This is a genomic window from Streptomyces sp. CB02959 (genome assembly GCF_002803155.1).
In the GTDB taxonomy this organism is placed as follows: Bacteria; Actinomycetota; Actinomycetes; order Streptomycetales; family Streptomycetaceae; genus Streptomyces.
Map to the genome: position 1 here is coordinate 39,337 of NZ_NNBP01000015.1, position 14,711 is coordinate 54,047.

A 14,711-nucleotide genomic window follows, 5' to 3' on the forward strand; every position below is an offset into this window, starting at 1 on the left:
CCATGACACGGCGAACGGAATGGCCGGACAGCGCCGACTTCGACAGCGCTGCCGGCGACGCCGAGAACCGTAGTGGCCGGACGGGCGGCGCCGTCCCCGAGGACGGCGCCGCACCCAGGGACGGCGGTGGTTCCCGCCCGTCGAGGGCCGGGTCGGGACCGCCGCGTACGCCCGAGGAGCAGGCGCGGGCGATCTGCCTGCGCCTGCTCACCGGGAGCCCGCGCACCCGTCGGCAACTGGCGGACGCCCTGCGGGAGCGGGGCATCCCCGACGAGGCCGCCGAGGAGGTGCTGGCCCGCTTCGAGGACGTCGGTCTGATCGACGACGCGGCGTTCGCCGGCGCCTGGGTGGAGTCCCGGCACCACGGCCGGGGCCTGGCCCGCCGCGCCCTCGCCCGCGAGCTGCGCACCAAAGGAGTGGACTCCGCACTGATCGACGAGGCCGTCGGCCGACTCGATGCCGAGCAGGAGGAGTCCACCGCCCGCGAGCTCGTCGACCGCAAGCTGCGTGCCACCCGCGGCCTGGACCGCGACAAGCGGCTGCGCCGCCTGGCCGGCATGCTGGCCCGCAAGGGCTACTCGCAGGGCCTCGCCCTCCGCGTCGTCCGCCAGGCCCTGGAAGAGGAGGGCGAGGACCCGGAAGACCTCGACCACCACCTGCCCGACGCCTGACCGGTCCGGGCCCGCGCGCCCGCCCGCGACACCCGGCCGCCCCGATCAGGGGCAGCCGTACCGTCCGGCCCGCGGTGCCGCCCGAACCAGCCTGCGCACGGCGGCAGTCGAGCCGGCGCCCGGCCTCGGCATCTCTTGAACCGAACCGCGCCGCACCGAAACGGACCGCACCGAAACGGAACGGCCCGGTCCGACCGGCCACGCGCCGTCCGACTACGCCCCGTTCGCCGTCCTCCCGCTCGGCCCTCCGAGCCGTCCTGGGCCCGGCCGCCGGACTCCCACCTGTCGGCCGACGCCCGGCCCACCCCGGGCGGACGACGGGAGTGCGACGACGACCTCCGGGCCCGTCCGGTGGATCAGGGACTGACGGGCCGTAGCCCTCCACCGGAAGCCCCCGGCCCCCCACCAGCAGTCCCTAGCCTTCCACCGACGGCTCCGCCTCCCGCACCGGCAGGCCCGCCGCCCGCCACGCCTGGAAGCCGCCGATCAGGTCGGTGGCGCGGTGGAGGCCGAGTTCGTGCAGGGAGACCGCGGCGAGGCTGGAGGCGTAGCCCTCGTTGCAGATCACGACGATCGGCAGGCCGTGATGGGTCGCCTCGGGGGCGCGGTGCTCACCCGTCGGATCGAGGCGCCATTCCAGCTCGTTGCGCTCGACGATCAGCGCCCCGGGGATGGTGCCGTCGCGTTCCCGCAGCTGCGCGTAGCGGATGTCCACCAGCAACCCGCCGGTCTCCCGGAGCGCCGCGGCCTGAGCCGGGTCCACCCGGGTCAGCCCGCGCCGGGCCCGTGCCAGCAGTTCGTCGATCGCGCTCATCACCACTCCTCCGGGCGTTCGACCTCTTCCAGCCGCAGCACCGGCCCGGTGCGGCTGTACCGCCGCATCAGCGGCAGCGGCGGGTAGTAGGCATGCACCGACACCGCGTGGGTGTCGGGGGAGAGGTTGAGCACCTGGTGCACGTGGTGCGGGCCGAACGCCCGGCCCCGGCCGTCGCTCAGCCGCCGTTCGCGGTCGACGCCGTCGGCGAGTTCCAGGGTCTTCCAGCCCTCGGTGGGGAGCGCGGCGGCGAGCGACTGCTCGGTCAACTCCCCGGCGGCCGCCGCGAAGGCGCCGCGCGAGCCGCCGTGGTCGTGCCAGCCGGTGCCGGTGCCGGGCGGCCAACCGATCAGCCAGGCCTCACTGCCGCGCGGGCCGTCCAGCCGGACCCAGGTGCGGCCTTCCGGGTCGAGCGGCAGCGACGCGATGAGCGCGCGATCGGCGGCGGTGCGGTGGGCGAAGTCGAGGAGTTCGGCGGCGCTGGGGCCACCGTCGTGGGCGCGGGCACGCGGGCGCGCGGGGATCTGTACGTCGGGCACGGAAACCGTCCTGAGTGATCGGGGGCGCGGCCGCCGGATGCCGGTGCACTGCCGCGCGGGAAGGCCACCGCGGCGACGGCCGCGGCGGTGGGGATCAACAGGACGGACGACACATGCAGCCCGCATAGCGGACCAGGTCCAGATGGACCCTCCGCCAGAATCGCGAGCTGTGATCAGTCACTCTCGGAGTGAAGCACGGAGTTTCCCGGAGGGTCAACCGGCACCGCGTCCGCCACCGGCTCCGTCCCCGGCTCCGCCGCGGCGCCGTCCGGTCCGCCCCCGGGCTCCCGGGTGGGCCCGTCCGCGGCCGGCCGGCGGTTCTCCGCCCCGTTCGCCCCGCCGCGCACCGCGTCGGCACAGGCGGCCAGTTCGTCCGGGCGGACCCCGGACAGCGCGGCGACCAGATGGCCGTCGGGCCGCACCACCAGCACGGTGTGCGCGGCGGCGCCCGGATACGCCTCGGTGACCAGGATCTCCGCGCGCATCGGCAGCGCCCCGACCGCGTCCGACAGCCGGGGCATCAACCCCGCCGACTGCCAGTGCCGCCGGTCCCAGACCCCGGTACCGGGCGCCACCAGCACCACCAGCAACCCCCGTCCGAGCCGGTCGCGCAGTCCCACCGACGCGCCGTCGGAGGCGGTCACCGGCACGTCCACCACCGGCGCCCCCGGCAGGGTGCCGACCGCCGCCTCGCCGGGCAGGTCGACGGGCGCCGCCAGCGGCGTGTGCAGATAGGACGGGGCCGCCCCGAGCGGGCCGCGGCCCAGGTGGCCGTCGGTCAGCAGGGTGCTGCGTCCGCGCGCCGCGCCCGGCAGCACCGTCCGCCAGCGCACCGCGCCGCCGTCCCGCAGCAGCGGCAACGCCGAGTCCGCGGCCCGCAACCGGGCGGCGACCGCGCCCCGGCGCTCGGCCTGGTAGCTGTCCAACAGGGTCTCGGTGGCACCGTGGTGCCAGGCCAGGCCCAGCTTCCAGGCGAGGTTCTCGGCGTCCCGCAGGCCCTCGTCCAGGCCCTGGGTGCCGAGCGCGCCCAGCAGGTGGGCGGCGTCGCCGGCGAGGAAGACGCGGTCCTGCCGCCAGGTCCGGGCCAGCCGGTGGTGGACGGTGTGGACGCCGGTGTCGAGGAGTTCGTAGGGCGGCACCAGGCCGGTGTGCTTGCGTCCGCCCGCCGTGGCGCCCTCGTCGGCGGATCCGTCCGCGGCCTCCGTGGCCCAGCCGGCCAGCGAGTCGCGGATCCGGGCCACCACGGCGTCCGGGGTCACCAGCTCGCGCCCCGGGGGCAGCAGCCAGTCCAGCCGCCAGACCCCGCCGGGCAGCGGCCGGGCGGACACCTCGCTGACCCGGCCACCGCCGTGCCGGGCCGGCGAGCGGTGCAGCAGCGCCTCGCCGGGCCAGGGGAGTTCGGTGCGCAGCGTGGCCACCGCGTGCCGCTCGACGGCGGTACGGCCCGGGAAGCGGATGTCCAGCAGTTTGCGGACGGTGGACCGCGGGCCGTCGCAGCCGACGAGGTAACTCCCGCGCCACCAGGTCCCGTTGTCGCCGCGGGTCTGGGCGCTGACGCCCTTGCCGTCCTGTTCGACCGCGGCCAGCCGGCTGTCGGAGGCGATCCGGGCGAGCGGTTCGACGGCCAGCGCGGCGCGCAGCGCGCGGGTCAGCGCGTGCTGCGCGAGGTGCACCGGGGAGGCGCCGGCCCCGTCCCGGTCCGTTCCGTCGGTGCCGTCGTCGGCGAAGGCGACCCGTTCCAGCAGCCGGCGGCGCCGCATGGTGCGCCACGCCGACCAGCGGGTGCCGGCGCTCGCCAGGGTGTCCGCGCAGCCGAGCCGGGCGGCGAACGCGGCGGTGTCCGGGCGGAGTACGACGGTGCGGGCGGGCCGGGCCTCCTCCTGGCCGTCGGTCTCGTCGAGGACGACGACGGGCACGCCGTGCCGGGTCAGGGCGAGGGCGAGGGCGAGACCGACCGGGCCGGCCCCGGCGACGATCACCGGCTCCACGGGGCGGCTCCCTGGATCCGGCGGTACGTACGGGACGTGCGGGAACTGGCGGCGGGAGCCCGGTGCGTGATCACACAGCGTATGCAACCCATTGCGGCCGCCTGCGTCAAGTGACGGAGGCGGTGGCGCCGTTGCCACCGCCTCCGGACGGTCCGGTACCGGCCGCGGTGCGACCGGACGTCCCGTCAGTCCTTCGTGGCCGCCGGTGCGTCGGCGGCCGGACCGGCGGGCTCCGCGGCGTCCGCGGCCGCCGCCGGCTCGGCGGCGGGGGTCGCCGCGACGCCGGTGCGGGCCCGGCGCCCGCGCCGCTCGATCCAGTTGGCCAGGGCGGACAGCGCCAGGCACATCGCCACGTAGATGCTGCCGATGACGGTGATCACCGGGATGTAGGTGTCGTTCCCGTTGACGAGGATGTTGGTGCTCATCAGGCGGGCGGTGTAGAGGAGCTCCTCGAAGGTGATGATGTAGCCGAGCGAGGTGTCCTTCAGGGTCACGACCAGCTGGCTGATGATCGTCGGCAGCATCGCGCGGATCGCCTGCGGGATCAGCACGGTCGTCATGACCTGCGTCTTGCTCATGCCGAGCGCGTACGCGGCCTCCCGCTGGCCCTTGGGCACGGAGTTGATGCCGGCCCGCAGCACCTCGGCCTGCACCGAGCCGTTGTAGACCGTCAGGCCCGCGACCAGTGCCCAGAACTGCGGCTGGCTGCCGGTGAGGCCGAGCGCGTCCCGGCTGGTGAGGAGGATGACCCACAGCGCGTAGATGGTGATCAGCAGCGGGACCGCGCGGAACAGCTCGATGAAGCCGGTGGCCACCCAGCGGATCGGCTTGTGGTCCGAGAGCCGGGCCACGGTCAGCAGCAGGCCCAGTGCCAGCGACAGCACGGCCGCCACCGCGAAGACCTGAAGGGTCGTCAGGATGCCGTCGCGGATGCTGGTGCGCACGCCGGCGTAGTTGAAGATCTGCCAGACCTGCGGGTCCAGTTGGCCCTTGGAGTCCAGCCGCAGGAACGCGAAGGCGAACAGCCCCAGCACCGCCACCGCGCCGAGGACGCTGTAGATGCGGTTGCGGGCCTTCGCCTTCGGCCCCGGCACGTCGTAGAGAACGCTCGCGCCACTCATGCCCTTACCTCGCTTCGTCGCGTCCCGCCGGTGCGCGGCGACGGTGCCCGCCCGCAGGTGTCGTTCCTGGTGTCCAAGCTGTCGGATCCGCTCATCGGGCGACCTCCAGCCGGCGCTCCAGCAGCTTGAACAAGCCGCTGACCGAGAAGGTGATGATGAGGTAGGCGAGCGCCGTCCACAGGAAGATCCAGGCGATCGGGTAGCCCCGGTCGTTGAGCAGCTTGGAGACGTTGAACAGCTCGCCGTAGCCGAACGCGCCGGCGATCGCGGAGTTCTTGGTGAGCGCGATGATGATGCTGCTCAGTGGGGGCAGCACGGTACGGGTGGCCTGCGGGAGCACGACCATCCGGAGCGTCTGGGAGAAGGTCAGGCCCAGGCTGCGGGCCGCCTCCGCCTGCCCCAGCGGCACGGTGCCGATACCGGACCGCACCGCCTCGCACACGAAGGAGGAGGTGTAGAAGCCGAGCGCCAGCGTGCCCAGGATGTACGGGCTGGCGCCCTGGAAGAGGATCTGCGGCACGACGAAGAAGGCGACGAGGAAGAGCAGCGTCAGCGGCGTGTTGCGCAGCACCGTCACCCAGGCCGTGCCGAAGGCGCGCAGCGGCGGGACCGGAGAGACCCGGAAACCGGCTATGAGCACGCCGAGCACCAGCGCGAGCAGCGCGGCGGACGCGGTGATCGCCAGGGTTCCGAGGAACCCGTCCCGGAACTCGGGCAGATAATCGAGGAGTACGTTCATGGGGTCTCCGCGGTAGCGGTCGGGTCGGCGGCGGGAAACGGCGGGTACTGCGGCGAACCGCGCGGCACCGACCGCAGGTCGGCGGGGCGCGCGGAAGACAGCGCGCCCCGTACACCCGTCGCGGCGGGCGTACGGGGCGGCGCGGTCCGGTGCGTGCGCGGGCCGTCAGTAGCGCGGCAGCGGCGTCTCCGGGGCGACGTAGGGGGAGCCGGACTTGCCGAGCGTGCCCTCGTACGCCTTCTTGTAGTCACCGTTCTTGATGTGGTTCTCCAGCGCGGTGGTGATCGCGTCGCGCAGGGCCTTGTCGTCCTTGTTCAGGCCGACGCCGTAGGGCTCCTTGGTGAAGGGCTTGCCGACGACCCTGAGCTTGCCCTGGCGCTGGGCGGCGTAGCCCTTGAGGATCGCGTCGTCGGTGGTGACCGCGTCGACCGACCCGTCCAGCAGGGACTTCACGCAGTCCGAGTACTTCGACAGCTCGGTGGTGACCGCGCCGTACTTCGGCTTCTTGATCTCCTGGAGCGGGGTGGAGCCGGCGATCGAGCAGACCTTCTTGCCCTTGAGGGAGTCCGGTCCGGTGATGGCCTTGTCGTCCTGGCGCACCAGGAGGTCGGCACCGGCGGTGTAGTACGGGCCGGCGAAGCTGACCTGCTTCTTGCGCTCGTCGTTGATCGTGTACGTGCCGACGTAGTAGTCGACCTGGCCCTTGGAGATGGCCGTCTCACGGACGTTGGAGTCGACGGTCTGGAAGGTGATCTGCTTCGAGGAGAAGCCCAGGTCGGCGGCGATCATCTTGGCGATCTCGATGTCGAAGCCGGAGTAGGTGTTGGTCGCCGGGTCCTTGAAGCCGAGGAACGGCTGGTCGGCCTTGACACCGATGGTGATCTTGCCGGCCGACTGGGCCTTCTTCAGCGTCGCCGAGTCGATCTTCACGTCCTTGGCGACCTTGTAGTCGGCGCTGTAGACGTCACTGCCGGGCTGCTTGTCGCCCGCCGAGCCCGACTGGCCCCCGCACGCGGTCGCCGTCGCCGCCAGCGCGAGCACCACCGCACCCGCCGCAGCCGTTTTACGCATCCTCATGGTGAACATCCTTTGGTTCAACAGGTGTTGGCAATCATGGTGGCCCAACCGCGGCCTCAGTGGTGGAGGATCTTCGACAGGAAGTCCTTCGCCCGGTCACTGCGCGGGTTGTTGAAGAACTGGTTCGGCTCGGCCTCTTCGATGATCTTGCCGTCCGCCATGAAGACCACCCGGTTCGCCGCGGAGCGCGCGAACCCCATCTCGTGGGTGACCACGACCATCGTCATCCCGTCCCGGGCGAGCTGCTGCATGACCTCCAGCACCTCATTGATCATCTCCGGGTCCAGTGCCGAGGTCGGCTCGTCGAAGAGCATCACCTTCGGGTCCATCGCCAGGGCGCGGGCGATCGCCACCCGCTGCTGCTGGCCGCCGGAAAGCTGTGCGGGGTACTTCTCCGCCTGGGCGCCGACGCCGACCCGGTCGAGCAGCGTACGGGCCTTCTTCTCCGCGGCCGCCTTGTCCGTTTTGCGGACCTTGGTCTGGCCCAACATCACGTTTTCCAGCACCGTCTTGTGCGCGAAGAGGTTGAAGGACTGGAACACCATGCCGACGTCGGCGCGCAGCCGGGCCAGTTCGCGGCCCTCCTGGGGCAGCGGCTTGCCGTCGATGCTGATGCTTCCGGTGTCGATGGTCTCCAGGCGGTTGATCGTGCGGCACAGGGTGGACTTACCGGACCCGGAGGGCCCGATCACCACGACCACCTCGCCGCGCCGGATCGTCAGGTTGATGTCCTGAAGCACGTGCAGCGCGCCGAAGTGCTTGTTCACGCTGTCCAGGACGACCAACTGGTCTCCCGTGGGCGCAGGACCCCCGGCGGTCTCGGTCACCGGTACTTCGCTCATCGGCGTACAGCTCCGTCCTCCTCGGTTGGGAGGACCCTAATGACGGCCTGCGACCAGCGTCATTACATCTGAGGGAGAATTGAGCATAACGATCCGGCCGCAAACGGACACCTAGGGTGAAGGTGCGGCCCGGGGGAGCGCGGCGCGATTACCGACGGTATGCCGCCCGGGGGTACCGGCTGGGTAACGGATGGCGGCCCGGAGGTGGCGGCCTCTTGACGGGTAGGCCCCCGATCGCCGTAGATGCCCTTTGGCCCGAACGCACACCGAGAGGAGGGGCCCGATGAGACTGCTGCTCGTCGAGGACGACGACCACGTCGCCGCGGCCCTGACCGCGGTGCTGTCCCGGCACGGCCTGACCGTCGTGCACGCCCGCAGCGGCGGGGAGGCGCTCCAGGCCCTGCTGCCCGACGACGCCGAGCCGTTCGCCGTGGTGCTGCTCGACCTCGGGCTGCCCGACCAGGACGGCTTCGAGGTGTGCGGCCGGATCCGGAAGGTCTCCTCGACCCCGGTCATCATGGTCACCGCCCGCTCCGACGTCCGCTCCCGGATACACGGCCTCAACCTCGGCGCCGACGACTACGTGGTCAAGCCCTACGACACCGGTGAACTCCTCGCCCGCATCCACGCGGTGAGCCGGCGCAACGGCACCACGGGCGGCCCCGGCGACCAGCCGGACGAGGAGAGCGGCCCCGGCGAACCGCTGCGGCTCGGACCGCTCACGGTCGAACTCCCCACCCGCCAGGTGTCCGTGGACGGCACGGTGGTCCCGCTCACCCGCAAGGAGTTCGACCTGCTCGCCCTGCTCGCGCAGCGCCCCGGTGTGGTCTTCCGCCGGGAGCAGATCATCAGCGAGGTCTGGCGGACGAGCTGGGAGGGCACCGGCCGCACCCTGGAGGTGCACATCGCCTCGCTCCGCGCCAAACTGCGGATGCCGGCCCTGATCGAGACGATCCGCGGCGTCGGCTACCGCCTGGTCGCACCGGCCGCCGGCCCCGCCGCGGGCACCCGGCCACCGGCCCCCTGACGGCTGCCCGGCCCCGTGCGCACCCGACTCCTCCCGCTCCTCATCGTCCTGATGGCCGGCGTGCTGCTCGCGCTCGGCTTCCCGCTCGGCGTGATCAGCGCCGGGGTGGAGCAGCAGAAGGTGGTGGTCGACCGGATCGACGACGCCGCCCGGTTCGCCTCCCTCGCCCAGTTCGTCACCGCCCGCCCCAGTGCCGCCGCCGGCAGCAAGACCCCTGAGGAGGACGAGCGGCTGGCCACCCTCCGGGCCGAACTCACCCGCTACCAGGAGCTCTACGGGATCCGGGCCGGCGTCTTCTACCGCGACCGCACCCCGATGGCCGCCGCCCCGAAGGACCTGGCGGTGCCCACCGACGGCGAGGGCGCCCAGGCGTTCAGCGAGGCGCTGGCCGGCCGCCGCAGCCACGACCCGCACCAGGTCTGGCCCTGGGACGACACCGGCCGGATCGCGGTCGCCTCACCCGTCGTCCGGGACGGCGACGTGGTCGCCGTGGTCGTCACCGACTCGCCCACCGGGCAGATGCGTTCGCGGATCCTGCACGACTGGCTGCTGGTCGCGGCGGGGGAGTGCGCGGCCATGCTGGTGGCCGTCGCGGCGGCGTTCCGGCTCACCGGCTGGGTGCTGCGGCCGGTCCGGGTGCTCGACACGGCCAGCCACGACATCGCCACCGGCCGGATGAACGCCCGGGTCGCCGCCACCGCCGGACCGCCCGAACTCCGCCGGCTGGCCCGCTCGTTCAACGAGATGGCCGACCACGTCGAGGACGTCCTGGAACAGCAGCGCGCCTTCGTCGCGGACGCCTCCCACCAGCTGCGCAACCCGCTCTCCGCGCTGCTGCTGCGGATCGAGCTGCTGGCCCTCGAACTCCCCGAGGGCAACGAGGAGATCGCCTCGGTCCGCACCGAGGGCAAACGGCTGGCCCGGGTCCTGGACGACCTCCTCGACCTGGCGCTCGCCGAGCACACCGCCGCCGACCTCCAGCTCACCGACGTCGCGGCGCTGGCCGCCGAACGCGTCGACGCCTGGCGCCCGCTCGCCGAGGACAAGGGCGTCCGCCTCGCCTACGAGGGCCACCCCGCGGTCACCGGCTGGGCCGACCCGGTGGCCCTCTCCAGCGCCCTGGACGCGGTCGTCGACAACGCCCTGAAGTTCACCCCGGCCGGGGAGCCGGTCACGGTGGCCGTGGCCCCCGACGGCGAACGCGTCACGATCACCGTCGCCGACCGCGGCCCCGGGCTCGCCGAGGACGAACTGGCCCGGATCGGCGACCGGTTCTGGCGCAGCAGCCGCCACCAGAACGTCTCCGGCTCCGGCCTCGGCCTGTCCATCACCCGTACGCTGCTCGCCGCCGGCGGCGCCACCATCGCCTACGCGCCGCACCCGCCGCACGGCCTGGAGGTCACCGTCTCCGTCCCGCGCAGTGCGATCCGGCCGCCCGGCCGCATTGCACCGAAGTCATCACGGCATTGAACCGACCGGCGCACCGAGGTATTCACCGAGACATGCGCCGAAGCATGCGCCGACGCATTCACTCCTTGATCGAGACGTAGTACTTCCGGGCCCCCGCGTGCAGCGCCAGCGGATCGGTGAACACCGCCGTCCGCAGGTCCACGTTCTGCGCCGCGTGCACCACATGCCCGATCGCGTCCCGGCTGTTGATGACGGTCCTGGTGATCCCGAACGTCAGGGCCGCGTCCTCCCGGTCCGTGGTCACCAGCAGGTTCGCCACCGCGATCGTCTTCACCGCCTGCCCGTTCTGCACCCGCGGATAGGCGTCGGCGGGCATCACCGCCGCCCGGTAGTAGCGGGTCGGCTCGCCCTGTCGGTGCAATGCCGGAATCAGGTCCCCGAGCTGCACCAGCCGCACCGGGAACCGCTGCGCCAGCCGCTGCACCGCCAGCGTCGGCAGCCCGCCCGACCAGAAGAACGCATCCAGCTCGTCGTGCTCCAGCATGCTCGGCATCCGGTCGATGCCCACCCGCACCGGCGTGATGTCGCTGTCGAAGTCCAGACCCGCCGCCGTCATCAGCCGCCGGGTGATGAGCTGGACGCCCGATCCGTCCGCGCCGACCCCCACCCGCAGTCCCCGCAGGTCACGGGCCGAACGCACCGCCGAGCCACGGGGTACCACCAGCTGCATGTAGTCGTCGTAGAGCCGGGCACAGGCCCGCAACCGGTCCGCGCCGGTCTCGCGCCGGGCCTGGTAGTCCGCCACCGCGTCCGCCGTGGCGATGGTGAACGCCGCCCGCCCGGACACCAGCTGGCGCAGATTGTCGATCGACCCCTCGCTCCGCTGCAGCCGCAGGTCCACCCCGGGCAGCTCCCGCGCGACATCGCCCTGCAGCAACTCCCCGTAGCGCGCGTACACCCCGGTCGGCACGCCGGTGGCCAGCGTCACCCGGCCCCGGGGCGCGGCGGACCCGACCGGCTGCACGAGCCACAGCACCAGCCCGAGGAGGGCCAGGGCCGCGGTCGCCGCGGTCAGCGCCCGGCGGCGGCCGGGGCGGGGGAACATCACCATGGGCGGGATCCTGCCAGTCCGCAGGCGCCGGCGGGAGGGGGTGGAAGGTTACGTCTTCGCCGCCGTCCGATCACCGGGTCGGCCCGCTGTTCCCAAGGCCTTCCGCAGGTGTTCCAGCAGCTCCCGGGCCGCCGGTCCGGCCGGTCCGCCGGCCCGCCAGGCCAGCGCAATCCGGCCACGCGGCCGGACCTCGCGGAACTCCAGCGTCCGCAGCCCACCGGCCCCCGCCGCGTCGGGCGCGGGAACGACCGCCACACCCAGACCGCGCGCCGCGAGCCCGGTGAGGAGCTTCGGCGCGGCCGCCTCGAACGCGATCCGGGGCCGGAACCCGGCGTCGGCACAGACCCGCTCCAGCACCCCGCGGATCCCGGTGCCGCGCGGCAGGCAGATCAACGGGACGTCGCGCAGCGCGGCCAACGGGACCCGCCCGTCCTCCGCCGCCGCCAGCAGCGGGTTGTCCGGGGCGACCACCGCCACCAGCGGCTCGTCCACGACGATCTGGAACGCCAGGCCCGCCGGGGGCTCCTCGTCGGCGGTCCCGAGCAGCGCCAGGTCCAGTTCCCCGCACTGCAGCGCGGCGAGCATCCGCTCCGACCCGTCCGCGGTGACCGCGATGTCCACCTGAGGATGGGCGTCGTGGAAGTCCGCCAGCAAGGACACCGCCTCGCTCTCCCACACCGCGTCGGCTCCCGACACCAGCCCGAGCGTGACCTGGCCGCGCAGCAGCCCGGTGAACTCCGCCACGGTCTGCCGCGCCCCCTCGACGGCGGCCAGCGCGGCCCGCGCGTACGGCAGCACGGCCGCGCCCACCTCGGTCAGCGTCACCGACCGCCCCGAGCGGTCCAGCAGCGGCTGCCCCAACTCCCGTTCGAGCTGCCGGACCTGGGCGCTGACCCCCGGCTGCGCCAGGTGCAGCCGCGCCGCGGCCCGGGTGAAGTTGGCCTCCTCGGCCACCGCGACGAAGTACAGCAGCTGCCGAAGTTCCATAACCGAAAATTCTAGGTGCGAGAAGAACAGGCTCTTGGACTTATGACCGTGCCGCCAAGATCCTGGAGGCCGAGCGGCCCACCGCGTACCGGGCCGGACGGGACAGGGGGCACAACGATGGACATCCGCGCCGAGATCGCCGCCGAGCGCCGCGAACTGGCCGACCTGCTGGACACCCTCGCGCCGGAGCAGTGGGACGCGCCCTCGCTCTGCGCGGGCTGGCGGGTCCGGGAGGTCGCGGCACACATGTCACTGGGCTTCCGCTACCCGTTCCCCAAGGTCGCCGTCGAGCTCCTCAAGGCCCGCGGCAGCCTGAACCGGATGACCGACCGGTGCGCCCGCAAGGACGCCGCCGCCCTCCCGCCGCCGGCCCTCGCCGCGGCCCTGCGGGACCACGCGCACCACCCCTGGACGCCACCCGTCGGCGGCTTCGCCGCGGCACTCGGCCACGACGTCGTCCACGGCCTCGACATCGCCGTCCCGCTCGGCCTGGACCGCCGCGTCCCCGAGGACCGCCTGCGCGTCCTGCTCGCCGGCATCACCCCGCGCGGCCTGAGGTTCTTCGGCGCCGCCCTCGACGGCGTCGCCCTGCACGCCGACGACCTCGACTGGTCCTACGGCACCGGAGACCCGCTCCGCGGCACCGCCCAGGACCTGCTCATGGTCGCCTTCGGACGGAAACTCCCACCGGGCCGGCTCCGCGGTGGACCGCAGGCCCGCTTCGCCGCGGCCTGAGCCCGGCCCGCCCCCGCTGCGCCGCCGTGCGCGCAGGGCCGCAGAACGCTCCGGCCAGAGCCCGTACCCTGGACGGGTGAGTGGTGACGACGTGGCCGGTGGAGCAGTGGCCGAAGCGAAAACGTACGAGGTGCGCACCTACGGGTGCCAGATGAACGTCCATGACTCCGAGCGGCTCTCGGGCCTGCTGGAGGACGCGGGCTACGTACGGGCCCCGGAGGGCGCCGGAGAGGACGAGGTCGACGTCGTCGTCTTCAACACCTGCGCGGTGCGTGAGAACGCCGACAACCGGCTGTACGGCAACCTCGGCCGACTCGCGCCGGCCAAGACCCGACGCCCCGGCATGCAGATCGCGGTCGGCGGCTGCCTGGCCCAGAAGGACCGCGACACCATCGTCAAGAAGGCGCCCTGGGTGGACGTCGTCTTCGGCACGCACAACATCGGCAAGCTGCCGGTCCTCCTGGAGCGCGCCCGCGTCCAGGAGGAGGCGCAGGTCGAGATCGCCGAATCGCTGGAGGCGTTCCCCTCGACGCTGCCCACCCGCCGGGAGAGCGCCTACGCGGCCTGGGTCTCCATCTCCGTCGGCTGCAACAACACCTGCACCTTCTGTATCGTCCCGGCGCTGCGCGGCAAGGAGAAGGACCGCCGGCCCGGCGACATCCTCGCCGAGGTCGAGGCCCTGGTCGCCGAGGGCGTCTCCGAGATCACCCTGCTCGGCCAGAACGTCAACGCCTACGGCTCCGACATCGGCGACCGCGAGGCGTTCAGCAAGCTGCTGCGGGCCTGCGGGAAGATCGAGGGACTGGAGCGGGTCCGCTTCACCTCCCCGCACCCGCGCGACTTCACCGACGACGTGATCGCGGCGATGGCCGAGACGCCCAACGTGATGCCCCAGCTCCACATGCCGCTGCAGTCGGGCTCCGACACCGTCCTGAAGGCGATGCGCCGCTCGTACCGCCAGGAGCGCTACCTGGGCATCATCGAGAAGGTGCGCGCCGCCCTCCCGCACGCGGCGATCACCACCGACATCATCGTCGGCTTCCCGGGCGAGACCGAGGAGGACTTCGAGCAGACCCTGCACGTCGTCCGCGAGGCCCGGTTCGCCCAGGCGTTCACCTTCCAGTACTCCAAGCGGCCCGGCACCCCGGCCGCCGAGATGGACGGCCAGATCCCCAAGGAGGTCGTGCAGGCCCGCTACGAGCGCCTGGTCGCCCTCCAGGAGGAGATCTCCTGGGACGAGAACAAGAAGCAGGTCGGCCGCACCCTGGAGCTGATGGTCGCGGAGGGCGAGGGCCGCAAGGACGGCGCCACCCACCGCCTCTCCGGCCGCGCCGCCGACAACCGCCTGGTCCACTTCACCAAGCCGGACGAGCCGGTGCGCCCCGGCGACGTGGTCACCGTCGAGGTCACCTACGCCGCCCCGCACCACCTCCTCGCCGAGGGCCCGGTCCTCGGCGTGCGCCGCACCCGCGCGGGCGACGCCTGGGAGAAGCGCACCGCGGCGGAGGCCGCCAAGCCGGCCGGGGTCCTGCTCGGCCTGCCCAAGGTCGGCGTCCCCGAGCCGCTGCCGGCCGCCACGAGCGGCTGCGGCCGCGACTGATCCCGACCGGTCCGGGGGCCGGTGCGACGGCCCGGGCGTTACGCTGCGTG

The 14,711-nt window shown here is 73.1% G+C and carries 15 protein-coding genes; 5 read left to right on the top strand and 10 right to left on the bottom strand.

The genetic code is table 11. The features are described from left to right. The first annotated feature begins 2 nt into the window (after window positions 1-2). Window positions 3-671, top strand: a complete 669-nt coding sequence (recX, locus tag CG747_RS23765) for a recombination regulator RecX (RefSeq protein ID WP_100603843.1) — start codon at window positions 3-5, stop codon at window positions 669-671. A 415-nt stretch (window positions 672-1,086) separates the two neighbouring features. Here the strand turns inward: recX and CG747_RS23770 are convergent, their stop codons facing one another. The 8 genes from CG747_RS23770 to CG747_RS23800 all read right to left on the bottom strand — a co-directional run bounded on the left by CG747_RS23770 (window position 1,087) and on the right by CG747_RS23800 (window position 7,791). Then, window positions 1,087-1,485, bottom strand: coding sequence for a rhodanese-like domain-containing protein (locus CG747_RS23770; protein WP_100603844.1), 399 nt, complete (start codon window positions 1,483-1,485; stop codon window positions 1,087-1,089). After that, on the bottom strand, window positions 1,485-2,024 hold the full coding sequence (locus CG747_RS23775) for a cysteine dioxygenase (RefSeq protein WP_100603845.1): 540 nt from the start codon (window positions 2,022-2,024) through the stop codon (window positions 1,485-1,487). The genes CG747_RS23770 and CG747_RS23775 overlap by 1 nt, the downstream gene beginning before the upstream one ends. Window positions 2,025-2,118: 94 nt before the next feature. After that, window positions 2,119-2,205 carry a putative leader peptide gene (locus tag CG747_RS51040; RefSeq protein ID WP_311044721.1) on the bottom strand — a complete coding sequence of 29 codons (87 nt, stop codon included), beginning with the start codon at window positions 2,203-2,205 and terminating at the stop codon, window positions 2,119-2,121. Further along, window positions 2,198-4,012, bottom strand: coding sequence for an FAD-dependent monooxygenase (locus CG747_RS23780; RefSeq protein ID WP_100603846.1), 1,815 nt, complete (start codon window positions 4,010-4,012; stop codon window positions 2,198-2,200). Before CG747_RS23780 ends, CG747_RS51040 begins: the two co-directional genes overlap by 8 nt. Window positions 4,013-4,197: 185 nt before the next feature. Beyond that, the gene (locus CG747_RS23785; RefSeq protein WP_100603847.1) at window positions 4,198-5,133 is read right to left on the bottom strand and encodes an amino acid ABC transporter permease; all 936 of its coding nucleotides are present in this window, start codon (window positions 5,131-5,133) and stop codon (window positions 4,198-4,200) included. A 91-nt stretch (window positions 5,134-5,224) separates the two neighbouring features. Continuing rightward, a complete protein-coding gene (locus CG747_RS23790) occupies window positions 5,225-5,872 on the bottom strand; it encodes an amino acid ABC transporter permease (protein ID WP_100603848.1) in 648 nt (215 codons plus the stop codon). A gap of 165 nt (window positions 5,873-6,037) precedes the next feature. Then, entirely contained in the window at window positions 6,038-6,949 is a 912-nt protein-coding gene (locus CG747_RS23795) for a glutamate ABC transporter substrate-binding protein (protein ID WP_100603967.1), read from the bottom strand. Between the two features lie 56 nt (window positions 6,950-7,005). After that, window positions 7,006-7,791, bottom strand: coding sequence for an amino acid ABC transporter ATP-binding protein (locus tag CG747_RS23800; protein ID WP_100603849.1), 786 nt, complete (start codon window positions 7,789-7,791; stop codon window positions 7,006-7,008). A 283-nt stretch (window positions 7,792-8,074) separates the two neighbouring features. Between CG747_RS23800 and CG747_RS23805 the strand changes: the two genes are divergently transcribed. Both CG747_RS23805 and CG747_RS23810 read left to right on the top strand, forming a co-directional pair. Continuing rightward, on the top strand, window positions 8,075-8,818 hold the full coding sequence (locus tag CG747_RS23805) for a response regulator transcription factor (RefSeq protein ID WP_100603850.1): 744 nt from the start codon (window positions 8,075-8,077) through the stop codon (window positions 8,816-8,818). Window positions 8,819-8,833: 15 nt separating this feature from the next. Next, on the top strand, window positions 8,834-10,288 hold the full coding sequence (locus CG747_RS23810) for a HAMP domain-containing sensor histidine kinase (protein ID WP_100603851.1): 1,455 nt from the start codon (window positions 8,834-8,836) through the stop codon (window positions 10,286-10,288). 58 nt (window positions 10,289-10,346) lie between these two features. Here CG747_RS23810 and CG747_RS23815 read toward each other — a convergent pair whose 3' ends face one another. Both CG747_RS23815 and CG747_RS23820 read right to left on the bottom strand, forming a co-directional pair. After that, entirely contained in the window at window positions 10,347-11,339 is a 993-nt protein-coding gene (locus CG747_RS23815) for a TAXI family TRAP transporter solute-binding subunit (RefSeq protein ID WP_100603852.1), read from the bottom strand. Window positions 11,340-11,387: 48 nt separating this feature from the next. Next, window positions 11,388-12,326 (bottom strand): LysR family transcriptional regulator, encoded by a 939-nt coding sequence (locus CG747_RS23820; RefSeq protein ID WP_100603853.1) that lies wholly within the window; start codon window positions 12,324-12,326, stop codon window positions 11,388-11,390. Window positions 12,327-12,443: 117 nt separating this feature from the next. On the opposite strand from CG747_RS23820, the gene CG747_RS23825 reads away from it, so the two are divergent. Next, window positions 12,444-13,061, top strand: coding sequence for a maleylpyruvate isomerase family mycothiol-dependent enzyme (locus CG747_RS23825; RefSeq protein ID WP_100603854.1), 618 nt, complete (start codon window positions 12,444-12,446; stop codon window positions 13,059-13,061). Between the two features lie 76 nt (window positions 13,062-13,137). Continuing rightward, window positions 13,138-14,661 carry a tRNA (N6-isopentenyl adenosine(37)-C2)-methylthiotransferase MiaB gene (miaB, locus tag CG747_RS23830; protein ID WP_374701808.1) on the top strand — a complete coding sequence of 508 codons (1,524 nt, stop codon included), beginning with the start codon at window positions 13,138-13,140 and terminating at the stop codon, window positions 14,659-14,661. The last annotated feature ends 50 nt before the right edge of the window (window positions 14,662-14,711 follow it).